Raw genomic sequence first — 23,485 nt, 5'->3', positions numbered from 1 at the left:
GCTCGGAATTCCAGCTTCGCTACCGGCACTTCATGCCGCCGGCATTGGCATAAGTCGTGCGGTGCTGGGCGGATCGCACTCAGTGGCGATCTACCCGCCCATCGATTCATTGGCACCGCTCGATCCAACGACCCTGGTGGATAAGATTGCGTGGAGCGGAGAAACGAGCCTGTACGTTCACGTAGCATTCTGTGAAACACGCTGTACATTCTGTCACTACACGGTCGATCACTATACCGGCCGAGCAAAAACCTCTGCCGATGACGACACTAAAGTTGCTCGTTATCTGACGGCGTTGCATCGTGAACTCGCTTTTTGGGGCGCACGGCTTGCTCGGGCTGGAACCGTCGTGTCATCGGTCTATATCGGCGGAGGCACGCCGCTCGTTCTCGATGAGCCGGCGTTGCACGGTTTGATACGTACTATTCGAAACGAGTATGACTTGCGACCCGGAGCAGAGTTTTGCATCGAAGGTAGTCCCCTGACGATCGCCGCGCCCGAGGGGGAGCACAAGCTGCGGTCCCTCAAGGCTCAGGGCGTCACGCGCCTGAGCTTTGGAGTGCAATCGTTCGATGACGACGTACTCAAATATGCGGCCCGCGGCTACAAGCGCGACATTCCCATCCGCGCATGCGCAATTGCAACGCGAATTTTTGAAAACTGGAATCTCGACTTGATCCAGGGGCTCTATAAGGGATCCAGTTCGGAAGTATGGGACAACCTCGAAGCAATTGCCGAGATTCGTCCGCCACACCTCACTTGGTATCACGGACGGTTTGGAGATCGTCCTCAAGGGCACTGGTATAAGACAGAAACAAAGCGAGCGGCGTTCGAGGACGAGTTCGCCACGCTTCTTGGCCGGATGCTTATGTGGCAGGAAATGGCAACGCTCGGCTATCACCAGACCGACGGCAATCGCTTTGTACGAGCCCATGAATTTACCGATCCGTTCAAGAAGATCCGGACCTCGGCCTCGAGCGATCTTCTTGGAGTGGGCGCGGGAGCCTATTCCCACGTCGGGGTCGACGTGCGGAAGACAGGCGACCTCGGGTACGTGTTTCGCAACGCCCCAAACATTCCGTCTTATGTTGATGCCGTTTTGACAGGCAGCGTTCCGATCGCCACCGGACGCTGCGTCGACGAAGAGGAAGTACTGGCTGGGTCTTATTCGACAGGGCTTCGGATCGGACGCATCGAGGACGAAAGCCTGCGGTCGATCCGCGCCGCTCACCCCCAGCTTTCGCGATATTACGACGCGCTTGTCAATGAGCTGAACAATGCCGGCGCATTGGAATCCTATCTCGAGACTAGCGGCCAGCCTGGACTGAGGCTTTCATCACTGGGTCAGCTGTTTGAAGATGAAGTCTTGTCCCTTTTCTTCAGTCCCGCGGTCAAAAGCGCATTGACCACAAAACCGACACGAGAACGCAAGCTGCAGCTTGCATAACCGAAAACTACAAAAGAGTTATCATGGACAGCTTGGAGCATACGACTGCACGGGAAAGAGGGCCTACGGGAGACGGCATACGGGCCGAACGGGCCGGCTGGAGCTTCGGTGGGGATACCCCTCAATATTTTGATCGCCACGTCGCAAGGTCTGTTCCCAACTACGAAGCCGGGCATAGGCTGATCGAACAGGTGAGTGACTTTTTCGTCAAGAGTGACTCCGTGGCTTATGAAATCGGTACTTCAACCGGAACGCTTCTACGGCAATTGGCGAAGCGGCATTCACAGGGAACGCGCTGGATCGGAATCGATAGCGAACGTGCCATGATCGAGTACGCGCGCAGCGCTGAGGGCAAAGCGTCGAACGTTGAGTACCTCCTCGCAAATGCGTGCGAGGTAGATTACGAAGCCAGCGATTTTATCGTCTCCTATTATACGATTCAGTTCGTTCCGCCCCGGCACCGGCAGAACCTGATCGATCTGATCTATAAGTCGCTCAATTGGGGCGGAGCATTCCTGTTTTTCGAGAAAGTCAGAGCACCAGATGCACGGTTTCAGGACATCGCGAGCGCCATCTATATCGACTACAAATTGGACAACGGTTACTCTCCGGAAGAAGTTTTGGGAAAAGCAAATAGTCTGAAAGGCGTACTTGAGCCGTTTTCCACCAAGGGCAATCTCGATATGCTGCATCGGGCAGGTTTTGTAGATACCATGACCATCTACAAGCATGTCTGTTTCGAGGGATTTCTTGCGGTCAAATAGGATTGCATAGCTTCTAGCTGCTTCGAGCAGACCGGCGCCGGGAAGAATAGCCTTGGTGTTTGAAGAGGTGCTCACCTCGCCATTTCTCGCAACATCGCGAGCGCTTCTCGATTTCACAATCATCACCGTACAAGCATGGCCTTGCGGGGATGATCAACGTGAGCTCCGGCAACTGGTCATGACGCCAAGGCACCGGTCCCGCTCATCCTGTTGATCAGCCCGCGCGGATCTCGGCTTGGGAAACATCGCCCTATCTGCCAAGGTGAGGGATTGAGCGCAGCTGCAGTGAAATGATCTGGAAAAGGACCAGCGCGAGCGTCAAACTCGAAAACGTCACATCCGGCAGGCCTGATCCAGCAAAATTATCGCAGGCGCGACAACAGAGATACCAACTCGGCTTGCCGCCTTGTCCCGGTTCGCAGGAAAACAGCCTTGAGATGATTGCGGGCTGTCCCCGGCGAAATCCTCATATCACAAGCAATCTCCTCCAGCGTTTTTCCCTCGACCAGCAGCGATGCGAGACGAGCCTGAGCTGGTGTCGTTCCGAAAATCTCCATCACTGAGCTCTGCGACACCTGATGGTTTTCGTTCAGGTCGGTGAGGAGAAGAAGAGCGCCCACATCCGGCAACAGGTTCTCGTCTTCCAACCCTGGCACAAAGGCGTCAACGACGACCGGAAGGCCCTGGCGCTTGGTAATCACGGTTTGAAGGCTTGTACGACCCGGCTTACTCAATGCGAGACGGATATGGTTGACCAGTCGCTCCAGTTTCATTCGCGATTGTGGGTCGGCCGCGAACAGACGTTTTCCTTTGATCCAGAGGTCATCATCGAAAAGCTTCAAAGCGTCTTCATTGACGTCGAGCACCATGCCGTGATGATCGATTACAATCGCGGGCCGATTCAGCAATCCAAGCGCACCAATCATTCTGCGCCGTTCCCCACTCGTGATGCGCAGTTCGGTCGAGAAAAATGTAGACTACGTTGGATTACCCCGGTTTCCTCTTCACCTTTGCGCATTTGAAATAATCAAATCGTGCTCGCCAAAATGTGCGTTAACTTACCGTGCGTGAAGTCCGGGTCGTTCAAGTCAGTTTCGGATCGCGTTCGCGTGCAGTCGAACACCCGGTGCACCGTCGGATCGTGCTGCGTTCGCTCGTTCGATCTGCACGTTATTCGGCGACATTCGATTGTAATTGATTCACAGGTGAAAGATCGAATTCATCACCTGGATGATGGGTGGCAAGTGTACAATCCTCGCCTGCATATATCAGCTGAACTTCATGCCTTTCGCGACGAATTTCATTGCAACAGGCCTCATCACGCGGAAATTCTTAGTCAAAGCGCCTGCCAGCTTTGCAAGTCAGATCCGGAATATCGACAACGCTTCGAAAACTGCCGAGAACTATAGAATCGATCTCGATGTTCTCGCACAGGACGCGGCAATGCTGGTGGATGCGGTGCGGCACGAGCCTAGGGCGGTCAGGCTGATCTTAATTGGCTGTCGGATCGCAAGCGAGGGATTACCGGGGGGCACCGAAACGGTGCCGATGGGCGTCCAGCGATCTGGCCGTCAGGGTCGCCGGCTTCCGTATCATTGGCGGTGGTGGGCCATTGCACCCGCGAGTGCCCGGTCAAGCAGCCCCGGATTTCGGACCAGTTGACTAGGAATTTCGTGCCGTTCCGTCGCAACAGCCGGAGCGAGGAACGACGCGAGAGGACGAGACGGAAGTTCGAATCGGCCCTAACGGCGCAGATCGCGCTGGAAGCACTGCGGGAGCAGGCGATGGTCGCCAATCTCGCGCAGCGCTAACCGTTGCACGAAGAGTAAGCGTCCAAGAACGTCCAGCATGAGCCGCTTGCAGATGACGAGAGATTTGACTGCCATATTGAGCAGTTTTGGACCTTGCGTGGTTGATGCCTCTGGTCAGGGCTTTGCGCTCCTGAGATCAAGAAACGGTCGGCGAGCTTGAGGACGATATTCGCGATGGGTTAAGGGAAAGTCTGCGATCCGACATAGGGATGATGAAGGATTGAATCCCAAGAGGGCAAAACAGCGAAAAGCGTCCGGCCGACGTTATCGGTGCTCCAATCTTGCCCGGCCGGATCGCAACCGGCCGATGTTGAGGAGTCCACTGGCAAAGCCCTAACGGCGGTCAGGGCGGTAAGAGGGGACTCGTCTGCGCAGGGAGTCTGTCCCCACAAGAGTGGTCTGAGATCGGTGGAGGGGCAGCAGTGGTCGCTTCAAAAAAGGTTTGATCCCCAATTTCAAGCTGCGACAGGGATCGCCGTCGCTCAATAGCTCCCAACGTCTGCGTGCCGTGACACGGCGCTGGCGCACAGGGGACTGTTCATCAGGCCATACCGCAAAAGCAGGCCGTTATCGGCGGCCGACTAGCCCATCAGCACAGCACATCTTGCAACAACTCGCGGTCGGCACCGAGCGAGGCATTACCAGAAGCCGGTCCATACGCCGGGCCTCGCCCGCTGGGCAGCTTTCGGGAGCTCAACATGATCAGGCAAGCGCAGTCTGAACTTCTGTCCGAAACCAAACGTGCCAAATGTCAGCGAATCGCCAGCATGTCTGCACACGCGACATTCGGCCAAAAATCCCGAGATATTCCTCTAGCTCGCACTGGCCCAAATCGTGCAGCTGCTACCGGCGAGGACGACAGAATGGGACACGGCCTTTGAGTTTTAATCAGCCAAGCGACGATGACGTCGCCGGTCGGCTATCACAAGGCTGCCACCGAGGATGTGAGGTAAAGATAAGTCGGGATCCGAAATCCGACCGCGACCAGGCAGGGGGGGCGAACGCGATGGCCGAAGGCCTCTCTTACCTGGTTGACATGGCTCAGATGCGTACTGGTCACCCAAAAACTAGGGCGAGCGATCACGCCGGGTGGCCATCCGTTACACGGTCGGCGCGTAATGGCTTCCGCGGGAGACTTGGCGTGACACCGCTGGTGTAGAGGCGGTTCAGCAAAGCGCTAAACGAAGGCTTGATCGTGTCGAGCGCGTCTGCTTGCTCGCCCGCTTTCAGCATCAAAGTCGATCTTCAAATCAATCGAATCGTTAGGGTCCAAACATGGAGACACTATGCGCATCTGCGGTATCAAGCTGACGCATGACGGATCAATCGCTCTTATCGAGGACGGACGGCTTGTCTTTTGTGTCGAGCAGGAGAAGCGAAACAACAATCCGCGATATCAAGCCATCGACAATCTCGATGCAGTTGTCGTGGCCTTGGCGGAGCAGGGGCTGGATGTGTCGGATGTTGATCACTTCGTCCTTGACGGCTGGTGGGGAGAGGGAGAGTCGCAGTTGCAGGTCCTCAGTGGGGCGACGCCACTCAGTCTCAAAGGTGCGCCGTATATTGAAAGTCGCGCCGATGGCCTGCTAACGTCGCGTGACGGCACTGGCCTGATGCTGGACGGCAGGTCCTTCCCATACAAAAGCTATCCGCACGTCACGGGCCATGTGGCCGCCGCATACTGCACCAGCCCCTTTGCGGAAGCCGGGCAACCTGCGTTCTGTCTTGTGTGGGACGGTGGCACCTTTCCACGTCTTTATTATGTAGAACGCCGCGGAGCCCGGTTCGTCGAATGCCTGTTCCCAATGATTGGGCACGCCTATGCTGCCGCGGGCTATCACTTCGGACCATATAAGCAGGCGAGCCGCACCAATTGGGACCTCGGCGTTGCCGGCAAGTTGATGGCCTACATCGCGCTAGGCTCGGTTGATGAAAACATAGTCACGGTGTTTCAGGAACTCTACGATGAACACTTTGGGACCAATACGGCGCTTACCCGTCCCGACACTCCGGAGTCTGCGCTTGAAGCTGTGCATGATTACGTCGATGCCAGCGCGCTGCGGTTGAAGTCCAAGGCTTGCGAAGATGTGCTTGCATCATTTCATTCTTTCCATGAACGTCTGCTCGTGCGCGAAATGGCGCTTGCTTTGCAGCGGCATTCGCATTTGCCGGCACGCAACTTGTGTATAACGGGCGGCTGCGCGCTCAATATCAAATGGAACAGTGCACTACGTGCTGCCGGTCTCTTCGATGCTGTCTGGGTGCCGCCCTTTCCGAATGACAGTGGATCAGCAATCGGTGCCGCTTGCTGCGCTATGGCGGCGGACAAAGGCTTCGTGCCGCTACGATGGTCAGTCTATAGTGGTCCAGCCCTGAAGCCGAGCGACGTGCCGCCCGAATGGGACGCAGCGCCGTGTAGCATGAGTGAACTTGCGGCCATTCTCGCCAGCAACAAGCCGGTGATTTTCCTTGCCGACCGCGCCGAGCTTGGGCCTCGAGCACTGGGCAGCAGAAGCATTCTCGCAGCCGCGACGTCGCCGCGAATGAAGGATCATCTCAACGACATCAAACTTCGCGAACACTTCCGGCCGGTGGCTCCGATATGCTTGGAAGATCGTGCCCCGGACATTTTCAGTCCTGGAACGCCGGATCCTTACATGCTCTTCGATCATCAGACACGACCAGAGTGGCGGGACAAGGTACCCGCCGTTGTACATCTGGACGGAACGGCGCGATTGCAGACCATTTCCAGAACGTCTCAGCACAAAGTCGCCAAGCTTCTCGTCGAATATGAAAAACTGACCGGTATTCCACTGCTTTGCAACACGAGTGCTAACCACCGCGGGCGTGGGTTCTTCCCGAATGTCGCAGCGGCTTGCCAGTGGGGAGGCGTTGAGCATGTGTGGTGCGATGGCATGCTGTGGACGAAACTTAGTGAACAATTGGCGGTCCAACCGCATCTTCCCGCTAAGAATGAGCGCATGTCTACGGTAAAATCCATCTTGCTGGGGAGAGATATGACGCCGAGCCTTTGACCACCGGACGTCGGCCAACCTTACGCCGGGAGAGGACTTCGGGCTGTGTCGTGCGGGCAAGAAGACGATTCCATGTATGGCCCTCGGCATAGCTACCACTGGACCAGGCAAATCACGGTGCCCGGCGAGCCAGTGCCGGCATGCCGCAAAGCGTCATCATGAGCTTGCTGCGCTTGGCGTTCTTGGCACGGTCATTGCTATTGGGAGGTAGTAACACCGAGTATGGCAGTGCATTCAGACGTGTAAGACAGATGCTCGCTAAAGCCGTGTGTCCATGTGCGAGAGAACAGGCTCGGGAACAGCCGCGCTATCGTTGCCAGTCGGTTGAGGGAGAGCACCATGAGTCCGCCTATCCGGTTTCCCAGCTTGCCTGCGGGCCGCTGTAGCAGTTCGCCCAGACCGGACTGATAGCCGGATCGGGTCCGACGACTCGCGATGTTGTTTTCGCCAAGAGATGGAGAGTTAGATGAATGCCCCGATCGCCGTATCTGTACGGCGCCAAACGACGGACGTAGATGCAATGCTAGCTGAACTGCGATTATGCGAGCGCCCGCACGACGTGGAAGTAAGCGGCCTGCCCTTACACGTCCTGCCTGGCGTTCTGTCACCGCGCCTAAGTCACGGTCCGGACGCCTTGATGTCGAAGTGGCACATCGAACCTGGTGCGACAGTCCTCGATCTGGGATGCGGATCAGGTGTGCTGGGGCTTGCAGCCCTCCGTGCCGGCGCAGGCTGTCTCGTGGCTCTCGACATAAATCCGCAAGCCGTTCTCACGACGAAGATAAACATCGAGCGATTAGGCTACTCGGACAAAGCCGAGGTGCGCTATAGCGACACCTATTCTGGGCTGCAGTCTGGAGAAAAATTCGACATCATTCTCTTTGCCGCCCCCTATTGGAATCGTAAAGCGAAAGATGACCTGGAGCGCTCTTGCTTCGATGAAGAGCACAATGTCATGGCCTCGGCGCTGAAGGGTGCGCACCTCCACCTAAATGATAACGGCGTGATGTATGTGCTTTTCTCTGATCAGGGAGATGTCGGCCGAGTCCTGAATTTGATTGATGAGAGTGAGCTGCGCGTCAGAGATATGCATATTTTCCGACCCTCGATTCCAGATGGGCACGTCCGGATCATTTGGGAACTCACGGCTCGATGAAAGCTCGTCGATCTCGGGTACCTTTCGGGCCGAGCATGCGCCCAAAAAGGAGGTCGAGACGCTACACGGCTCGGTTCGTAAAAGTCATAAAGCTCGCGGTACTTTTCCGGCCGACGAGCCGCGCTCAACATTTATGTCGCGGTAACTGACGGCGATGATGACCGAATCCGTGAAAAGCCCATTCTGGCGTACCTTCACGTAGGTAGCTGTTAATCCACGGTTAGCCTCGCGCTTCGAGTAGTCGCTCGAGACTTCAGCTTGTCTTCGAAACTCATCGCGCGGTCGTGATGCCCTGGCTCTTGGAGAGGCCGATCATGGCCTATCGCCTGTAGTGAAAAGGAGAGGAGCAAGGCTAATGTGCCTCCTTTGAAAGTTCCTGGATTATCATTGCGGACAGCCAGGTTCTTCAATGGGATCGGCTTCGCAAAACAGGAACACCACAGTTCGATACCAAGTAAAAAGCGCGTTCCACTGATGTGAGTGGAAGAATGGATCGCTATGGCTTTATGCCAAGACGGCGAAGTCTATAGTCGAGTTTTGGTCTGCTGATCTTCAAAAGGCGCGCGGCTGCCGATACGTTACCGTCTGCTTGGACCAGCGCGGAGCGATAGGCGGCGGCCTCCATTTCTGCAAACGAGCCGTCCGGCAACGATCCGCCTCCGTTGACCGAAACGGTGTTGTTGCCTTGGGCTGAAGGTGGATCCACTCCAAATAACGGCGTGCGTCCCAGTCGTCCCTCACTTGTGAGCTGGATTGCGAATGGCGGCAGCAGCTCCGATGCGCTGAACAGATGACCGATGTCTATGGTGCTGCCGTCGTCGGCATAGACGACGCCGCGCTCAACCAGGTTCTGCAGTTCGCGGATGTTGCCCGGATAGTCGTATTTGAGTAGCGCCTCAGTGGCGCGACGGCTGAAGCCGATAAGCTGCCGGCCGTGGCGCGTGCAATAAATACCGAGAAAATGCGCCATCAACAGTGGGATGTCGTCGCGCCGCTCCCTCAGCGGCGGAATCGCAATCGGAAACACGCATAGCCGGAAATATAGATCCTGCCGGAAGCGGCCGGCCGCGACCTCGGCGGTCAGATCGACGTTGGATGCCGCCACCACACGAACGTCGAGCGAGATAGTCTTCGTGCCGCCGACTCGTTCGATCTTGCGCTCCTGCAGCGCCCGCAGCAGCTTGCCCTGGGCCGAATAGGTCAGCGACGCGATCTCGTCGAGAAACAACGTGCCCCCAGAGGCGCGTTCGAAATAGCCGGCGCGCGAGGCGATGGCTCCGGTATAGGCGCCTTTCTCCACGCCGAATAATTCTGACTCGACGAGCTGCTCCGGGATAGCCGCGCAGTTGATCGCTACGAACGGACCGCTGCTGCGCCGGCTCATGGCGTGCAACTGACTGGAGAACAGCTCCTTGCCGACCCCCGATTCTCCAACAAAGAGCACGGTGGCGTCGGTCGTGGCGACGCGTTCGAGCTGACGGCGGGTGCGGACGAACGCCGCCGAGACGCCGACCGCGACTGTGCTGTCATCGCGTGCGGCGGCGGGGCTTTGGTCTGCTGCGACGGGGACCTTTCCGATCGCGTGCATCGAGCGGCTCTTCCATTCCAAGCCGAAATAGTTGCGCTCCGGCGCGTCGTCGCCCCATGCCTCGGCGTGCTGGCCGACCACGACGCAACGTGGCGCGCCCATGCCGACGCATTCGACCTCGCGGAAGATGACGGGCCAGCCGCACAGCTTGGTGGTGTAGCCGGAGGGGTAACCGATCTGAAGCCAGCAGACCGGTTCGCTGGCGAGGCCATAGCTCGCAAGGTGCTCAGCGGCTTCCGTGGAGTCCTCCCACAGGAATTCGCCGAAGTATGTGCACTTGTCGCTGTCAAATTCAAAATGCCGCGTCGTCACCTTGACGAAGCCCTCCAGCGTATGCACGCGCGGCCCGGCCGCGAGCGCGTGAGTGAGGTCCTCGTTCGGAAAGCGCTTCTGAATCAACTCGGCGTCGCGCATGCCTTGCATGTAACCCACGCGCATGAACAGCGCCTTCGCGGTCTCGACCCCGAAGGCGTCAATGATCTCGGTGCGCAGGCGCCCGAGCACCTGTGACTGCATCAGCACCATGCGCTGATCGTTGAGCCAGATGCGACCGTCGCCGAGCGCGAAATGAAGCGACTCGGCGAGATCATCGAACGTCGGCGCAGCGCCGGTCTCGAGCTCGCTGCTGGCGCCGCGAGTGAGAATCCGCGCTGCGCGGCGGGATGCTTCCGCCAGAGAAATCCGGGTTTCATCCCTCCTCATGAGGCGCCTTTGTGTTCATGAAATAGTGAATGTCTCGACGAGATCCTTCATTATTTCATAATTTTCGAGGGTGGAAGACCCTTGGCCAAGAGGAATTGTGTGGAGCGGTAAGAGAGCTAACCAGCTGGTCTGACTGGGAAATTAAACGAACTCGCTATTTGGTTGGAGTCACCCGCGTTGGCTGGCACCGACCTTGCTAATTGCTGAGCCGTTCGCGGGAGGAAGCGAAGCAAGAGAACCGGCTTACGGTCTCCTACCAGCAGTGCGGCGCGCCATAGGCCGCCGCGCGCGGGGCCGCCCTTGCACCTCTTTCTCCCGGCAAGCCGCGGTCGCAACGGCCGCACCATTAATTATTCCGCGCGAAGCGGGGGAGAAACTATCCATGAATATGCAGGCGCGCGATTTCATTGCCATCGACCGCTGGCGCGGCAAGGCGTTCTTGGGCGAGTGGAGCGTCACCGACGGCGGCGTCATGGACATCAATGACCTGGCGACGCGCGCGGTGCTGGGTTCGGTCGGCATCGCCGATCCCAAGGACATCGCGAAGGCCGCGCGCGAGGCGCGCCAGGCCCAGCTGGCATGGGCTTTGAGACTGCCGCAGGAGCGCGCAGCAATCCTCAATAAAGCGGCCGATCTGCTCGAGCAGAACGGCGAAGAGCTGATCGGCTGGATCATGCGCGAGAGCGGTTCGACCAAGCCCAAGGCTGCGATCGAGATCGAGCACGGTGCAGGGTTCGTGCGGCATGCGGCTGCGGTTGCGGTTGAGCCGAATGGCATCCTGCTGCCGTCGGTGGAGCATGGACGATCCAACACGGCCAAGCGCGTGCCTCATGGCGTAGTTGGCGTGATCTCGCCATTCAACTTCCCGCTGGTGCTCTCCATCCGGGCCATCGCCGCAGCGCTCGCGGTGGGTAACGCTGTCGTCCACAAGCCTGATCCCCGCACTGCGGTATCAGGCGGTATCATCATCGCGCGCGTCTTCGAGGATGCGGGCCTGCCCAAGGGAGTGCTGCAGGTAGTGCCCGGCGGGGCGGCCGCAGGTGAGGCGATGTGCGCCGATCCCAACATCGCGATGATCTCCTTCACAGGGTCCGCCGAGGGCGGCAGCAAGGTTGGTGAGGTTGCAGGTCGTCATCTCAAGAAGGTGCAACTCGAACTCGGCGGCAAGAATTCGCTGATCGTTCTCGATGATGCCGATGTTGACGTCGCAGCCTCCAATGCCGCCTGGGGTGCGTTCCTGCATCAGGGACAGATCTGCATGTCGACTGGCCTCGTGCTCGCGCATGCAAACATCGCCGATGCGCTGGCGATGAAGATCGCCGCGAAGGCCCGACATCTGCCCGCCGGCGATCCGTCGTCCGGCCAAGTTGCGCTTGGCCCCATCATCAGCGACGCACAAGTCGCGAAGATCCAAGCAATCGTCGATGATGCGGTGGCGAAAGGCGCGCGGCTGATGGCCGGCGGCGGCCACGAGGGGCGATATTACCAAGCGACCGTGCTGGCCGGCGTGAAGCCAGGTATGCGCGCATTCGAGGAGGAGATTTTTGGCCCCGTTGCCTGCCTCGTCAGTTTCGCTAACGACGATGAAGCCGTCGAGCTCGCCAACCGTTCCGACTATGGCCTGGCGGCCGGCGTGATTTCCGGTTCGATCGCGCGGGCGCGCGCCGTGGGCGATCGCCTTGAGGTCGGCCAGCTCCACATCAACGACCAGACGGTCAACGGCGGGCCCTTCGCTCCGTTCGGCGGGCGCGGCCGTTCCGGCAATGGCAGCCGGCTCAGCGGTCCGGCGATCTGGGAAGAGTTCACACAGTGGACGTGGACCTCGGAGAAGCCTCAGGCGACGCCGTATCCGTTTTGAGCCCCTTCGCAGATACCACACAGCTTCCGGCGCTTGCGTGCCGGAAGCTTGCGCCTCAAACCACCTGACTTTTGGAGGCTAGGCATGAAGATTCGTGCCGCCGTGGCCCGCGAAACGGGCGCGCCGCTCAAGCTTGAAACAATTGAGCTCGAACCCCCGCGCCCCGACGAGATCCTCGTCAAGGTCAAAGCCACGGGGGTCTGTCACACTGACCTGGTCGTCCGCGACGGCATGCTGCCGACGCCCTTGCCGGTCGTGCTCGGTCACGAAGGAGCTGGCGTCGTCGAAGCGGTGGGGGATGCGATCACCAAGGTGCAGCCCGGCGACCACGTCGTAATGACCTTCAATTCCTGTGGCAGGTGCCCGAGCTGCAAGGATCACGCCGCAAGCTACTGCCATGAATTCTTCCCGCGCAACTTCTTCGCCACGCGCGCGGATGGATCGAGCGCGTTGTCGGCGGACGGCGCTCGAATAAATGGCAATTTCTTCGGCCAGTCGTCGTTCGCAACGCACGCGCTTTGCCACGAGGTTAATGTGGTGAAGGTCACGTCCGAAGTCCCGCTCGAACTGCTCGGGCCGCTAGCTTGCGGCGTGCAGACCGGCGCTGGTGCGGTGATGAACGCTCTGAAGGTTACCGCCGGGCAATCCTTCGTGGTGTTCGGATCCGGATCGGTCGGATTGTCGGCGCTGATGGCGGCCAAGGTCATAGGTGCAAGCACCATCATCGCGGTAGATATCAACCCGGCAAGGCTCGAGATCGCCAGATCACTTGGGGCCACCCATGTGATCGATCCGCGCCAAACCAACCCGGTCGAGGCGATCATGCAGATCACCGGCTCGGGCCTGAATTTCGCACTCGACACGACCGGCCAGCCCGCGGTGATCCGCAACGCCGTGGAGAGCCTTGGCCCTCGCGGCACCTGCGGCATTCTCGGCGCGTCTGGGCCGGATGCGGAGATCGTGCTCAACGAGACGCATTTCATGAGCGGTGGCCGCCGCCTGATCGGCATCGTCGAGGGTGACTCCGATCCTGCATTCTTCATCCCGGAGCTGATCGATCTCTACCGAAGCGGCCGTTTCCCGTTCGACAAGCTCGTTGAGTTCTACACCCTCGATGAGATCAATTCTGCGATCTTCGATTCCGAGAGCGGCGCCGTAATTAAACCGATCGTGCGAATGGACTGAAAAAGATCACTCCCAGCGCGCGAGGCGCCGGGCCTGGCGCCTCGCCGGCCTTCAGGAAAAATGGCACAGACCGATCCACCGGCATTCCGCTCATCTTCGAACAAGAGGAAACATGTCCAAGCAGCAGCTCGCTGCGATTTTGCAAACGAGCGCGCAATTCCCGCCGCCCGGCAATGGCAGCCCGGCGGACATGCGCGCATGGTTCGAGGCGATCAACGCGCAGACGCCGATCCCAGCCGGCGCAATGATCAAGCGGGTATCATCGGGGCCTGTCGGGGGCGACCTGATCCACTATCCTAACTCGAACGACAAGTACTTGATCATCCATTACCACGGCGGCGGTTTTTTCTTTGGCTCGTCGCGCTCGCACCGCGTCGTCGCCGCTAATCTCGCGCGTGCCTCGGGCGTTGCCGTCCTCGCCGCGGACTATCGGCTCGCGCCTGAACATCCGGCGCCCGCCGCCCACGACGATGCGCTCGCCGTATACAAATGGGCGCTGGAGCATGGCTTCGCGCTATCCGCAATTTGCCTGTCCGGCGACTCGGCGGGCGGTAACCTCACCATATCGACCGCGATGCGTGCCCGCGATGAAGGGCTGCCCATTCCGGGTGCGTTGGCTCTTATGTCGCCGGCGCTGGACTTTACCGGACAGAGCAAGTCGTTCCGCTCCGCCACCGACGCTCCCCTGCTCACCCCCCAACTGGTCGAGCTGTTCAGGCACGCCTATTTCGGCGCCAGCATTCCAACGTCGCCTTATCTTAGGCCGCTGAATGGTGATCTGTCGAAGCTACCGCCGACGTTGATTCACGTCGGATCGTGGGAACTGCTGCGCGACGACAGCGTGCAACTCGCTGAGCGTCTCCGTCAGGCGGGCGTCTTTGCTGAGCTGAAGGTCTGGGATGGCATGTGCCACTCCTGGCAATTGTTTGCGCCGATGCTCGACGAAGGTATGACCTCGATCGAAGAGGTAGCGGCCTTCGCGCGAGGGCACCTTGTTGATCCCTGAAGGCGTTCACGGGATTTTGGGCGTAAGGAGTCCCCCTGAGAGACGTCAGTTCAATAGTCCGTCAAGCGGATCGCATTCGGATACATTACAGCCGCTTCACTGTAGCGACGACAGCGGCTGCATTTGATTGTGTCGTGCCGTAAATTGCCAGCTCGCTTGTCCAGTCATGGCGTTGTCCGCTTGCGGCCGCCATGGCGACGCACTCTCTTCCCGCGACTAAAAAAGTTTCTTGCGGTTGCTTCAGCTTGAGCAGAACATGGGACGCCGATAGCCTGCTGGGGTCTTGACGAGCGCGCTGTTCGCGCGATCACATGTGAGCTGCGTCGGCTCTATGCTGGCTTGGCCTCCGAGGGTACCGCGCGGAGGGTGAAGCCAATAAGCGCTGCGCCTGGCAGATCAGCAGTGGCGTGACTCGTGCGTCTTCGTGAAGCAACACCTCGGCCCAAGGAAACTAAGTGCGGAGATATCACGTCAGTTCAAGAACCATATACTTTGCCCGCGCATCATAGCTTGCGAGCTTCTGGTTCAAATCCGCGTCCAGCGTTCGGAAAGCGTGTCCCTCCCAGAACTTCACTGAATTGTTGACCGCCACCAGCGAGAGGTTGGGAAATCGCGCGTTTTTCGCGTGCCTGACCAGCTTGAGCACGGCTTCGGAAGCCGAACCATTGCTGCGTGCCTCCGGCAGCAGCGCGATGTCATGAGTATAGTAGGTGGAAGCGGGCTCGGCGACCGCGCCCAAAAGGACATTCAGCACGGGGGGCTTCTTGAAATGTCAAGGATGGCTGATGATGTAGCCGGTCAAGCCGTCCCGCGCGCGCTCGAGCACGAAACATCCCTCAGGGTACAGCTCCAGCCGTTCGGAGAAAACGGCCTCATCCTCAGGGTAGTTCAGGTGGACGCGATCTGCGATACCGCGAACTCCGGGAAGATGGTCGGGCTCCATCGCTCGCCAGGGCATGGCAAATACTTTCAATGAATCTCCCAGCGTATGGAGAACCACTAGCAGGAAATTCTTATCAATGACAGGCGCGGATCCGCCGTTAAGCTGCTCAAACCGGGTGCGAAAATACCGTCCTCCATTGGCCCCTAAGCGGTTGCAGAGCTGAACCGCGACGATCAGGCGCGGTTTCTTCCGCCGGACGCCGTGGTCGATTGGTCTTAGTCCGATGGACAACCGCTGCTTGTCGTTCTAGCATGAACGGAAAGGGAACGGGGTTTAGCTGGTAGGTGGGGCTTCAGGCCGAACCAGCCGCTGGGGGCGAAGCGTTGTTATTTAGATACCTTCATGACGATGCGTTTTTGGCCTTTTCGCGGGACCATAAGCACCTGTATTCGCTGGTTTTGCTGGATCTGTACGAACGTTTTTTCACTGGCGCTCCCGCGTTCCCGACCCCGCAGGAAGTCACGCATGCCGTCTACGACGTCATGCGGGCCAATCCGTCGCTTTGGAACGAAAACGACGACTTCGGCGATCCGTTGCCGGAGGTCATTTCCGCGGGGCGCAGGCGGATTAAACGCGCTGCAGCAGCGAAGACGGAACAGGCGGATCGGGCTCTGCTGATCGCCCGCCAAGTATATCAAAGGCTTATCTCATGGGGCTGGCTCGAAGAGGAGGAGTACGGCCTTCGCGTTACTGTCGACATGTCGATGGGACCGCTGTTGGTGATCCAGCGTCTGGCAAGCTTGAATAAGGACGTCTCACAAAGGTTTGGCGGGCTCATAGTGACTGTCCGCGTGAACCTCGAGGCAGTGGAGAAGCTCAACCCGGAGATTGTTGACCCGAAGCAACGGGAGGTCGCCCTTGCCCTTCGTGAAGCACGCAACCAGGTCGATCAGTTCACCAAGAGCCTTCGGGCCATTCTTTCGGATCTGAAGAGAATCCGACGGACCGTGATGGAGTCGAAGACGGTCGGCGACCGGCTCGAAGCCTTCTTCGAGGAATTCGTCGAGCAACTTCTGCTGCGCGACTTCCAGTCCATCCTAACGTTCAACCATCCGTACCGGTTCAGGGATGCCATTGTCGATCTCGCAAGAAGGATCGCTCATACGCCCGCGACGATGCAGGTATTGTCGGAGGAGTACGTGAAGGCGGGTGTTTCGCCGTCGATGTCGGAGGCCAGCCTCGACGTTGAGGGTGATCTGCTAGCGATCGAAAGCACGTTCGGTCATATCGGGGAAATGTTTGAGCGGATCGAGACCTTCCGCCGCCAACTGGAGGCGCGCGTCCGCAACACCATTAAATACGCGGAGCGAGGAACCCACGGCCTGGTAGGGCGGGCGGGGGATCTGGTGCGCCGCCTCGACGACCTCATCGCGCGAGGGCGCCACGCAAACGCTACAGTCGAATGGAGTCTTGAGCCGCTTCGGTCGCCGTGGTCGGAATTCCATCACGCGCCGAGCCGCGAGCCGCGCAAGCCTATCGAACTGAAGCCGTTGCGCGATTGGCCCGACGATCCTCTCTACGAACTCCGAAAGAAGTTGCGCAGACAATACATCGAGAGAATTGCGCCGAGTCCCAAGGAAGTTCAACGCTTTCTCGAATCCCAGGTGCCTGTCGCGGGGACGAGAGAAGCGCGCTTCATGGCGCTCGAGACGGTTGACGATTTCCTTGCATTTGATGCCGCACGCAGATTTGCGTTGAGCAACGAAATTCCGCCGGAGGTTGGCCTTCACTTCGAGCTCGAGTTTTCTTCGGATTCGCCGCCCCATGACAGCGAGTGGCTAAGGTGCTCTAACTTCATCGTCAGGCGCCATGCCGGTGCGAGGCGTCGCCATGCTTAGTGAGTTCGAAGCGATCGAGCGCAGTCTGGGCGTCGAAAAGGCGGCCGACCTTAGAAAGGCGGTACACTTCCTGTTGAGGCGACAATTCCTGTTTGCCGGCGATCCGCGAACCGGCGCGATCTTCAACGTTATCATGGATGGTCGCTTTCGGTCGGTGATCGACGAGTTCTTTGATAGTTGTGGGTATCGCGTGCACCGCGACACTGAGGCCCAGTGGGCAGGCATCACCGCTGTCGGCGAGGACGTGCCGTTGCCGCGAATGAAGCTCGACGAGACGATCGTCATTCTAGTGTTAGCCGCCCACTGGCAAGATGAGGTGAATGTTGGCGCGGTCGAAGATCGTGCGATAGTCGTCACGACGCTGAATAATCTGTTCGATCGCTACAAGGACATGGTTCAGCCGAACGGCTCGAGTGCGATCTCTTTGAGCCGTTTCCGAGAGATTTTGAAAGAGGCATCCCAAAGGAGCCTCGTCGATATCGGTGAGTTCGACAGCGAGGCGCAGGACGTCGAGGTAGCGATCCGTCCGATGATAAAATTGATCAGCGGCTCGGACGCCCTGCAACGGATCGAGCGGTACGTTCGATCTCAAGAGGTAAGTGCGCCACAAGCTGCCGACGGAGACGAGCCGTGATGGAGTTGCGTCATGTGTCTATGGTCCAGTGGCACCTGTTCGATGTCGAGGATTTCGATTTAACAGGCCATACCGGCGTGTTCGGCGAGAACAGGTCTGGCAAGTCGACCATTCTCGACATGGCCCAAGTGGTGCTGACCGGCGGGAACAAGAACATTCAGCGGCTCAACGCGGTCGCCGGCGACAAGGGAAAAAGCCGGAGTGCCTCCAAGCGAACCATTGTGGACTACTGCCTCGGTGCCCTAGGCGAGGACGAACGCAAGAGAGAGCAAGCTCGCACCTATATTTGTCTCGGGTTTGTCGACACTGAAGGCAAGCGGCCTCCGGTGAGCATCGGAATGGCGATAGAGGCCAGGCGGTCGGAGACCAACGAGACTGTGCTCGGTCGCTTCGTCGTTACCGGTAAGATTTTGAAGGCGCAGGACTTCGTCGAAGTGAGGGACGGCAAGCGATTTCCGGCAGAATGGGACGATGTCCGCAACCGGATCGTCTCAGCTGTCGGGCAAGAGAATTTCGTCAATCACCGGGACAAGGCGATCGATTATGTCAGAGAATATATGCGAAAGCTGGTTCCCCACGCGTCCGTCGTAGGAGAGCAGAACGCAAATTCGCTTCAAAAGGCCGTTGTGAACGCGATGACGCTGGATCACGATCAGACTGCCACCGAATTTGTACGAAACTACATTCTCGAAAAGAACAATATGAAGGTGGGAGAGCTTCGGGAATCAATCCGCACCTACCGAAAAATCAACGATACGATCCGCACCATGCGCGAAAAGCTGGAGGCGCTGATCGAACTGAGAGCCATTCTTGTCGAACTTGCCGACTCTCACGAGCGCAGATCTCTGGAACAATGGATATTGAAACGCGCCAATTGGTTTGGAGCACGTACCGCTTATCTGGTAGAAGTCAGGAAGTTCACGGAGGAGGCAGCCAAGCGGGATGCGGCCAAGGCGGAGATGGATTCTATCGATCAAGACTTGAGCGCGATCGAGACCGAAATCAGAAGACTGGACATCGCAATCTCCGAGCATGACGCCAAGAGCGGCCGGACTTCGCTCGCTCAATCGCTGACGTCCTCCTTGCAGGCCGGACAGCGTGCGACAATCGAGTTCGAGAGAAGGCTAGAGTCCGTCCGTTCTCTGCAGGCGCTGAGTGCCATGAGGGAGTTTGGCTTCGACGAGTTCATTACGTTGATTTCCGGGCTGACCCGGGCCGCGACGGGCGTTTCGCTTGAGCGGCCCGTCGGAAGCTTGCTGGATGCGGAAACGCGACTTCTTGCTGCGGATCGGACGCTGATGATGAAGGTGGATCAGGCGCGCCGCGATCTGATCCGGAAGGCCGAAGACGAAAAGGAACGAGCTCGGTTGCTTGAGGATCGGATTCGTCAACATTTGAGTGGTGGAAGCTCGATCTATTTGCATGAAGACACGGAGCGCTTGTGTCTCAAATTGCGGCAGGCTGGGATGTCGCCCCGCGTGCTGTGTAACCTCGTTGAACTGTCGGATGTCTCTTGGACCGCCGCGGCGGAAGGTCTCTTGGGCCGAGACCGGGAGGCGGTTCTCGTAGATCGGCCAGACATCGCTCGTGCCACGGCTCTTTTCAAAGAAGGGCGTCGGGACTTTCGGCGTGCTTCGTTGGTAAGCCTGAACAAGCTCGACCCGAACGGGCCAGGGCCGCGTGCTGGAACGTTTCCAGCACTTTTTAATTCCGACGATCGGGATGCCATCGCATTTATAGTCCGAAGGCATGGTACGGTGCGCCTGGCGGATACGATCGCCCAGTTCAATGAACCGGGGCGGGCGATTATGAAGGACGGTCTCTACGACGATGGCTTAGTAAGGACGCATCGTGCGGCCGAGCCGTCGGATTTCAAGATCGGCAAGGCGGCACAGACGCAAGCGTTTCATGACCTCAAGGAGAAAGCCGAGCAGCTTTCGGATGCGCATACAAAGTCTGATGGTGCAGCCAAGCTGGCTGACGCCGCGTACGTCCAACTCGGAAGGATATTCGACGACAAGTTGCCTTCCTTCAAGGCAATCGTCGAAGACTTTGAGAAGTCTGCCCGAGAGCGGAACGAATTCGAGCAACGGATCGCCGCGCTCGACGGCGCTGGTGATGGCGGGTTGAAGCAAAAGCGGCAAGCCCAGTTGGAATTGAAGCGTCATCGTGCAGGACAGAGAGCCCTTCAGGAGGAAGCTCATCGCAAGCATACAAGAGCGGCCGATATTGCTATGCACACCATCGAATCTGGAGAGGGTACTTCGGGTTCGGAGCTGGGAGCAAAGATAGCTTGGGCTTCGTACGGGCAGTACCGAAAACTCTACAACCGTATTTCCGGTCGTGCGGCCTATGGGTCTCGGTTCGCCGACCTTTCGACGCGGGCGGTCCTGGATAGGCATAGGATGATCGCCTCCGAGGCATCGAAAGCAGTGGCGGCGGCAGACGATGATAGGTTCAAGATTGAACGACGGGTTCGAAAAGCGCTCGGAGACTATTTTGATGAGTTCGGTGTCGTGTCGCAGGTGGGCACCGAGAGCGAGCCTCTGCAAGAGGTGCGGCCCTGGATCGAGACGTTGATCCAGGAAATGGAAGAGAATGAGCTGCGCCGGTATGAACGACAGGCTGCTGAAGCGGCCGACAAAGCGAAGACCTTGTTGCGGGGCGAATTTATCAACGCCTTAACGTCTCGCATCAGCAAAATGGAGCGCGAGCTCTCTGCGATGAACTTTGGTCTAGCCGATCACCCGTTCCACAATGAGCGGTATTCGTTTCACCACGCGCGCCTGGCCGAGTTTCAACCGATTTTGAAGGTCGTTGAGATCAGCAAGACGTCACCGGAGGCGCTCGACATGTTGTTCAAGGGGAATGAGGTCCCGGAAGACTTTCCTCATCGCGATACCTTGCGCGAGATCGAGGCGCTGCTTGAGGATCCAGATAAGGATTTCGGTCTCTTCGAGGACTATCGCAACTTCTTCACGTTCGAGATCCACATGCAGGACATCATCACCGGCCGGACGACCCGGTGGGAGACGCGGCGCGGTACCGGGTCCGGTGCCGAGCAACAGGTGCCGATTTATGTAGCTATCGGAGCGTCGCTCGCGTCGGTTTACGGAAGCGGCAAGTCCGGAGCAGGGCGACCCTCGGGGATGTCGGTAGCTATTTTCGACGAAGCGTTTTCCAAGATGGACGGGAAAAATCAACGGCAGATGATGAGCTTTTACAAGAAGCTTGGGCTCCAGATCATCATCGCGGCACCCAATGAGAAGAGAATCGCAGTTCTCGAGCATATCGATACTGTGGTCGAGGTAGACCGAATTGGTGAGAGCGCTCGGGTCACGGTGGCCGAGCTCAAGGAGCGTGCTCGCAAGGAGCTACAAGCGATGGATCCCGATCGCATGTCGGATGATGAGCTCAAGAAGATAGCCGCGGAATAGGATGCCAAGGCAATTCACTGACGCCCGCTTGCTGATGTCGGATCTTCTAGACCGTTATGAAGGCGGCGCCGAAAGCCCGATCGCCTATCCTGACTATGACGGGTTTATCGATGTCGCTCAGATGGACAAGTTTGTCAGGGAGCTCCGCGATGTGGAACGACGCGGCGGAATCCGCATAACCAGGGGGCGGGGGCTCAAAAGTGAGCAGATCAAGCACGCTAGGCTAGAGAGCCCCCCGCTGTTGTACGAACTGCTCGGACGGCGGCCGGTAGGACAGCTCATGGAGGCAGCGACGGGCCGCCTGCTAGAGGGGCTCGAACTGCCGGTCCAATTCGAGACGTCGCTGGACGCTCTTCGGTCAGCTTGGTCGCGCGGCCGGGAATGGCAAGGGTTCTCGCTCGACGACGCAGATCGCCTAAGGCCGGCCTTTGTCATGGCAAAGGCAATCTTTGAGCAACGTCACGTCGGCCTCGACTACCGAACCTTTTCACGGCGCTTCGCCGGCGATAGTAAGGCCCTTGAACGGCTCGAAGGACCGGTTGTTCGGCTCTTGAGCGAGCTGGTCGAGGTTCCGCCGGCCGCGCGTCCACGGGATGCCCTGCGGACATTGGGGCTCGAGAAGTTTGCGCCACCAATTCTGTTGTCGGGACGTCTCGATTTCGATGTAGCCGAATTGTCAGCCGCAGCGCCCAGGTATTTCGGTATACCGCCTGCAGAGGCTGAGCGTCTGCGGTTTCGCGAGCGGCCAGAATACGTGCTCACGGTCGAGAATTTCGCGAGCTTCAGTCGCCACATCATGGAGGCCGATCCTCATCGCGTGGGCATCACCATCTATGTGGGTGGATATCCGTCGCTTGCGACCCAGAGCGCGCTAAAAACGATTGCGACGGCACTCCCTGCGAACATTCCATTTTTTCATTGGTCGGACATCGATCCCGACGGGACCTGGATCTTCCGTACCATAGAGCGTGCGATAGCGCGGGAATTGAAGCCTCATCTTATGTCGGTAGACTTGGCCGATAGGCTGGGCAAGCTGCCGGCTGATCGTACTAGGCTGCCGACTGGCACCATGCCGTCTGCTATGTCCGATCTCGTCGCCTACCTTAGGCGTGATGACGCCAAGTGGCTGGAGCAGGAGGAGCTTGATCCCAAGCTCCCGCCCGCGAATGCCTGGTGAAATCTTGGTGGTGGCCAATAGCGGGAATTGATGTGACAGAGCGTGGTCAGGCCGTTTTTTACTATGATTTGTCTGTCTCATTGAAGCAAAACCGAGAGGCCATTTATCAGCACCGACGTCATCCGCTTCCCAATGAACGGCAGTCAGCGAACTAAGAACCGTCGGGGCAAGAACTCCATGTCCTGTTACGTATCCGGACGCTGGCTTTCGTTTCCACGCAGAGGTGGGGATGGTTGAAAATTCCTTGCGAGCCGTAGTTGTTGACGTCATGGCAGACAATTTCGGTGAGACGCCCGCCAAAAAGATTTGTAAGCTTGTCCTGGACTTGGATGATTTGCGCGCCATCCTGGACGTTACGACGCCAAGCCGGTCACGAAATAACGACCGTCGCGCCTAAGACTCATCCCTGCTTCCAATCGACCGTCACCTGTCCGTATTGTGCCGCCGCGCAAGAGGAGACGACGCCTACCGATGCGTACAGGTTCTTCTACGAATGCACCGGCTGCAGGTCCAGCGCTCCGGCAAGGAGGGCGCTCCAGGGTGTCGCGCCTAGTTGATTTGCTCAAGAGCAGCGAGTTCTTCTCGAGTGAGGACAATTTATGCACTCCGGACGTTCGCTCTCAGTTGCTCCTTAGTCGCGCTTGGAATGACGCGGATTGTCGCGGCCTTGGACAGCAGCCAGGCAAGAGCCATTGAGGCCGGTGATGATCGGGCGGTAGCGATCTGCCAGAATGGGGCAAGCCGATCGACGAGCCCGGGGTGTGTTTCGGGCTGAAATCGAGCATCTTTGATCCGGTAAGCCGCTCGCTCGCTACGGCGCTCTGGAGGGCGCGCTTCGCGAGCGGCTTGCTCGGACTCGCGGCAGCTGATTCGGGAGACACTAGGGTGCGTTTCGGTAACATTT

General features: G+C 58.4%; 15 protein-coding genes. 11 read left to right on the top strand and 4 right to left on the bottom strand.

Annotation, left to right across the window (positions count from 1 at the left end):
- The first annotated feature begins 82 nt into the window (after positions 1-82).
- Both P0R31_RS27800 and P0R31_RS27795 read left to right on the top strand, forming a co-directional pair.
- The gene (locus P0R31_RS27800; RefSeq protein WP_275501568.1) at positions 83-1,447 is read left to right on the top strand and encodes a radical SAM protein; all 1,365 of its coding nucleotides are present in this window, start codon (positions 83-85) and stop codon (positions 1,445-1,447) included.
- A gap of 23 nt (positions 1,448-1,470) precedes the next feature.
- Positions 1,471-2,211 (top strand): methyltransferase domain-containing protein, encoded by a 741-nt coding sequence (locus P0R31_RS27795; protein WP_275501567.1) that lies wholly within the window; start codon positions 1,471-1,473, stop codon positions 2,209-2,211.
- Between the two features lie 362 nt (positions 2,212-2,573).
- Here the strand turns inward: P0R31_RS27795 and P0R31_RS27790 are convergent, their stop codons facing one another.
- Positions 2,574-3,137, bottom strand: a complete 564-nt coding sequence (locus P0R31_RS27790) for a helix-turn-helix transcriptional regulator (RefSeq protein WP_275501566.1) — start codon at positions 3,135-3,137, stop codon at positions 2,574-2,576.
- 2,171 nt (positions 3,138-5,308) lie between these two features.
- On the opposite strand from P0R31_RS27790, the gene nodU reads away from it, so the two are divergent.
- Positions 5,309-7,057: a nodulation protein NodU gene (gene nodU / locus P0R31_RS27785; RefSeq protein ID WP_275517587.1), complete on the top strand. Its 1,749-nt coding sequence runs from the start codon at positions 5,309-5,311 to the stop codon at positions 7,055-7,057.
- A gap of 466 nt (positions 7,058-7,523) precedes the next feature.
- Positions 7,524-8,213, top strand: a complete 690-nt coding sequence (locus P0R31_RS27780; protein WP_157287242.1) for a methyltransferase — start codon at positions 7,524-7,526, stop codon at positions 8,211-8,213.
- 496 nt (positions 8,214-8,709) lie between these two features.
- On the opposite strand, the gene P0R31_RS27775 is transcribed toward P0R31_RS27780, so the two are convergent.
- On the bottom strand, positions 8,710-10,503 hold the full coding sequence (locus P0R31_RS27775; protein ID WP_275517585.1) for a sigma-54-dependent Fis family transcriptional regulator: 1,794 nt from the start codon (positions 10,501-10,503) through the stop codon (positions 8,710-8,712).
- Positions 10,504-10,885: 382 nt separating this feature from the next.
- Here P0R31_RS27775 and P0R31_RS27770 point away from each other — a divergent pair, with 382 nt between their 5' ends.
- From P0R31_RS27770 to P0R31_RS27760, 3 genes are all read left to right on the top strand, one after another.
- On the top strand, positions 10,886-12,361 hold the full coding sequence (locus P0R31_RS27770; protein WP_275501563.1) for a benzaldehyde dehydrogenase: 1,476 nt from the start codon (positions 10,886-10,888) through the stop codon (positions 12,359-12,361).
- 84 nt (positions 12,362-12,445) lie between these two features.
- Complete coding sequence (locus P0R31_RS27765) at positions 12,446-13,546, top strand: NAD(P)-dependent alcohol dehydrogenase (RefSeq protein ID WP_275501562.1); 1,101 nt, start codon at positions 12,446-12,448, stop codon at positions 13,544-13,546.
- 112 nt (positions 13,547-13,658) lie between these two features.
- Positions 13,659-14,552: an alpha/beta hydrolase gene (locus P0R31_RS27760; protein ID WP_275501561.1), complete on the top strand. Its 894-nt coding sequence runs from the start codon at positions 13,659-13,661 to the stop codon at positions 14,550-14,552.
- Positions 14,553-15,018: 466 nt separating this feature from the next.
- Here the strand turns inward: P0R31_RS27760 and P0R31_RS40905 are convergent, their stop codons facing one another.
- The gene (locus P0R31_RS40905; protein ID WP_338025323.1) at positions 15,019-15,306 is read right to left on the bottom strand and encodes a GNAT family N-acetyltransferase; all 288 of its coding nucleotides are present in this window, start codon (positions 15,304-15,306) and stop codon (positions 15,019-15,021) included.
- A gap of 18 nt (positions 15,307-15,324) precedes the next feature.
- Positions 15,325-15,726 (bottom strand): hypothetical protein, encoded by a 402-nt coding sequence (locus P0R31_RS40900; protein WP_338025322.1) that lies wholly within the window; start codon positions 15,724-15,726, stop codon positions 15,325-15,327.
- 53 nt (positions 15,727-15,779) lie between these two features.
- On the opposite strand from P0R31_RS40900, the gene P0R31_RS27750 reads away from it, so the two are divergent.
- Genes P0R31_RS27750 through P0R31_RS27735 form a run of 4 tightly spaced genes read left to right on the top strand, consistent with a single transcriptional unit; the run spans position 15,780 to position 22,581 of the window.
- Positions 15,780-17,333, top strand: a complete 1,554-nt coding sequence (locus P0R31_RS27750) for a Wadjet anti-phage system protein JetA family protein (protein WP_275501560.1) — start codon at positions 15,780-15,782, stop codon at positions 17,331-17,333.
- Complete coding sequence (locus P0R31_RS27745) at positions 17,326-17,967, top strand: DUF4194 domain-containing protein (protein ID WP_275501559.1); 642 nt, start codon at positions 17,326-17,328, stop codon at positions 17,965-17,967. The genes P0R31_RS27750 and P0R31_RS27745 overlap by 8 nt, the downstream gene beginning before the upstream one ends.
- Positions 17,967-21,404, top strand: coding sequence for an SbcC/MukB-like Walker B domain-containing protein (locus P0R31_RS27740; RefSeq protein WP_275517639.1), 3,438 nt, complete (start codon positions 17,967-17,969; stop codon positions 21,402-21,404). The genes P0R31_RS27745 and P0R31_RS27740 overlap by 1 nt, the downstream gene beginning before the upstream one ends.
- A 34-nt stretch (positions 21,405-21,438) precedes the next feature.
- Positions 21,439-22,581: a Wadjet anti-phage system protein JetD domain-containing protein gene (locus tag P0R31_RS27735; RefSeq protein ID WP_275517637.1), complete on the top strand. Its 1,143-nt coding sequence runs from the start codon at positions 21,439-21,441 to the stop codon at positions 22,579-22,581.
- Positions 22,582-23,485: the final 904 nt, after the last annotated feature.

Origin of the sequence: Bradyrhizobium yuanmingense (assembly GCF_029167105.1) — a bacterium.
Taxonomy (GTDB): Bacteria; Pseudomonadota; Alphaproteobacteria; order Rhizobiales; family Xanthobacteraceae; genus Bradyrhizobium; species Bradyrhizobium yuanmingense_A.
The sequence above is the reverse complement of the archived record's forward strand: the minus strand, read 5'-3'. Positions and strand labels throughout refer to the sequence as shown.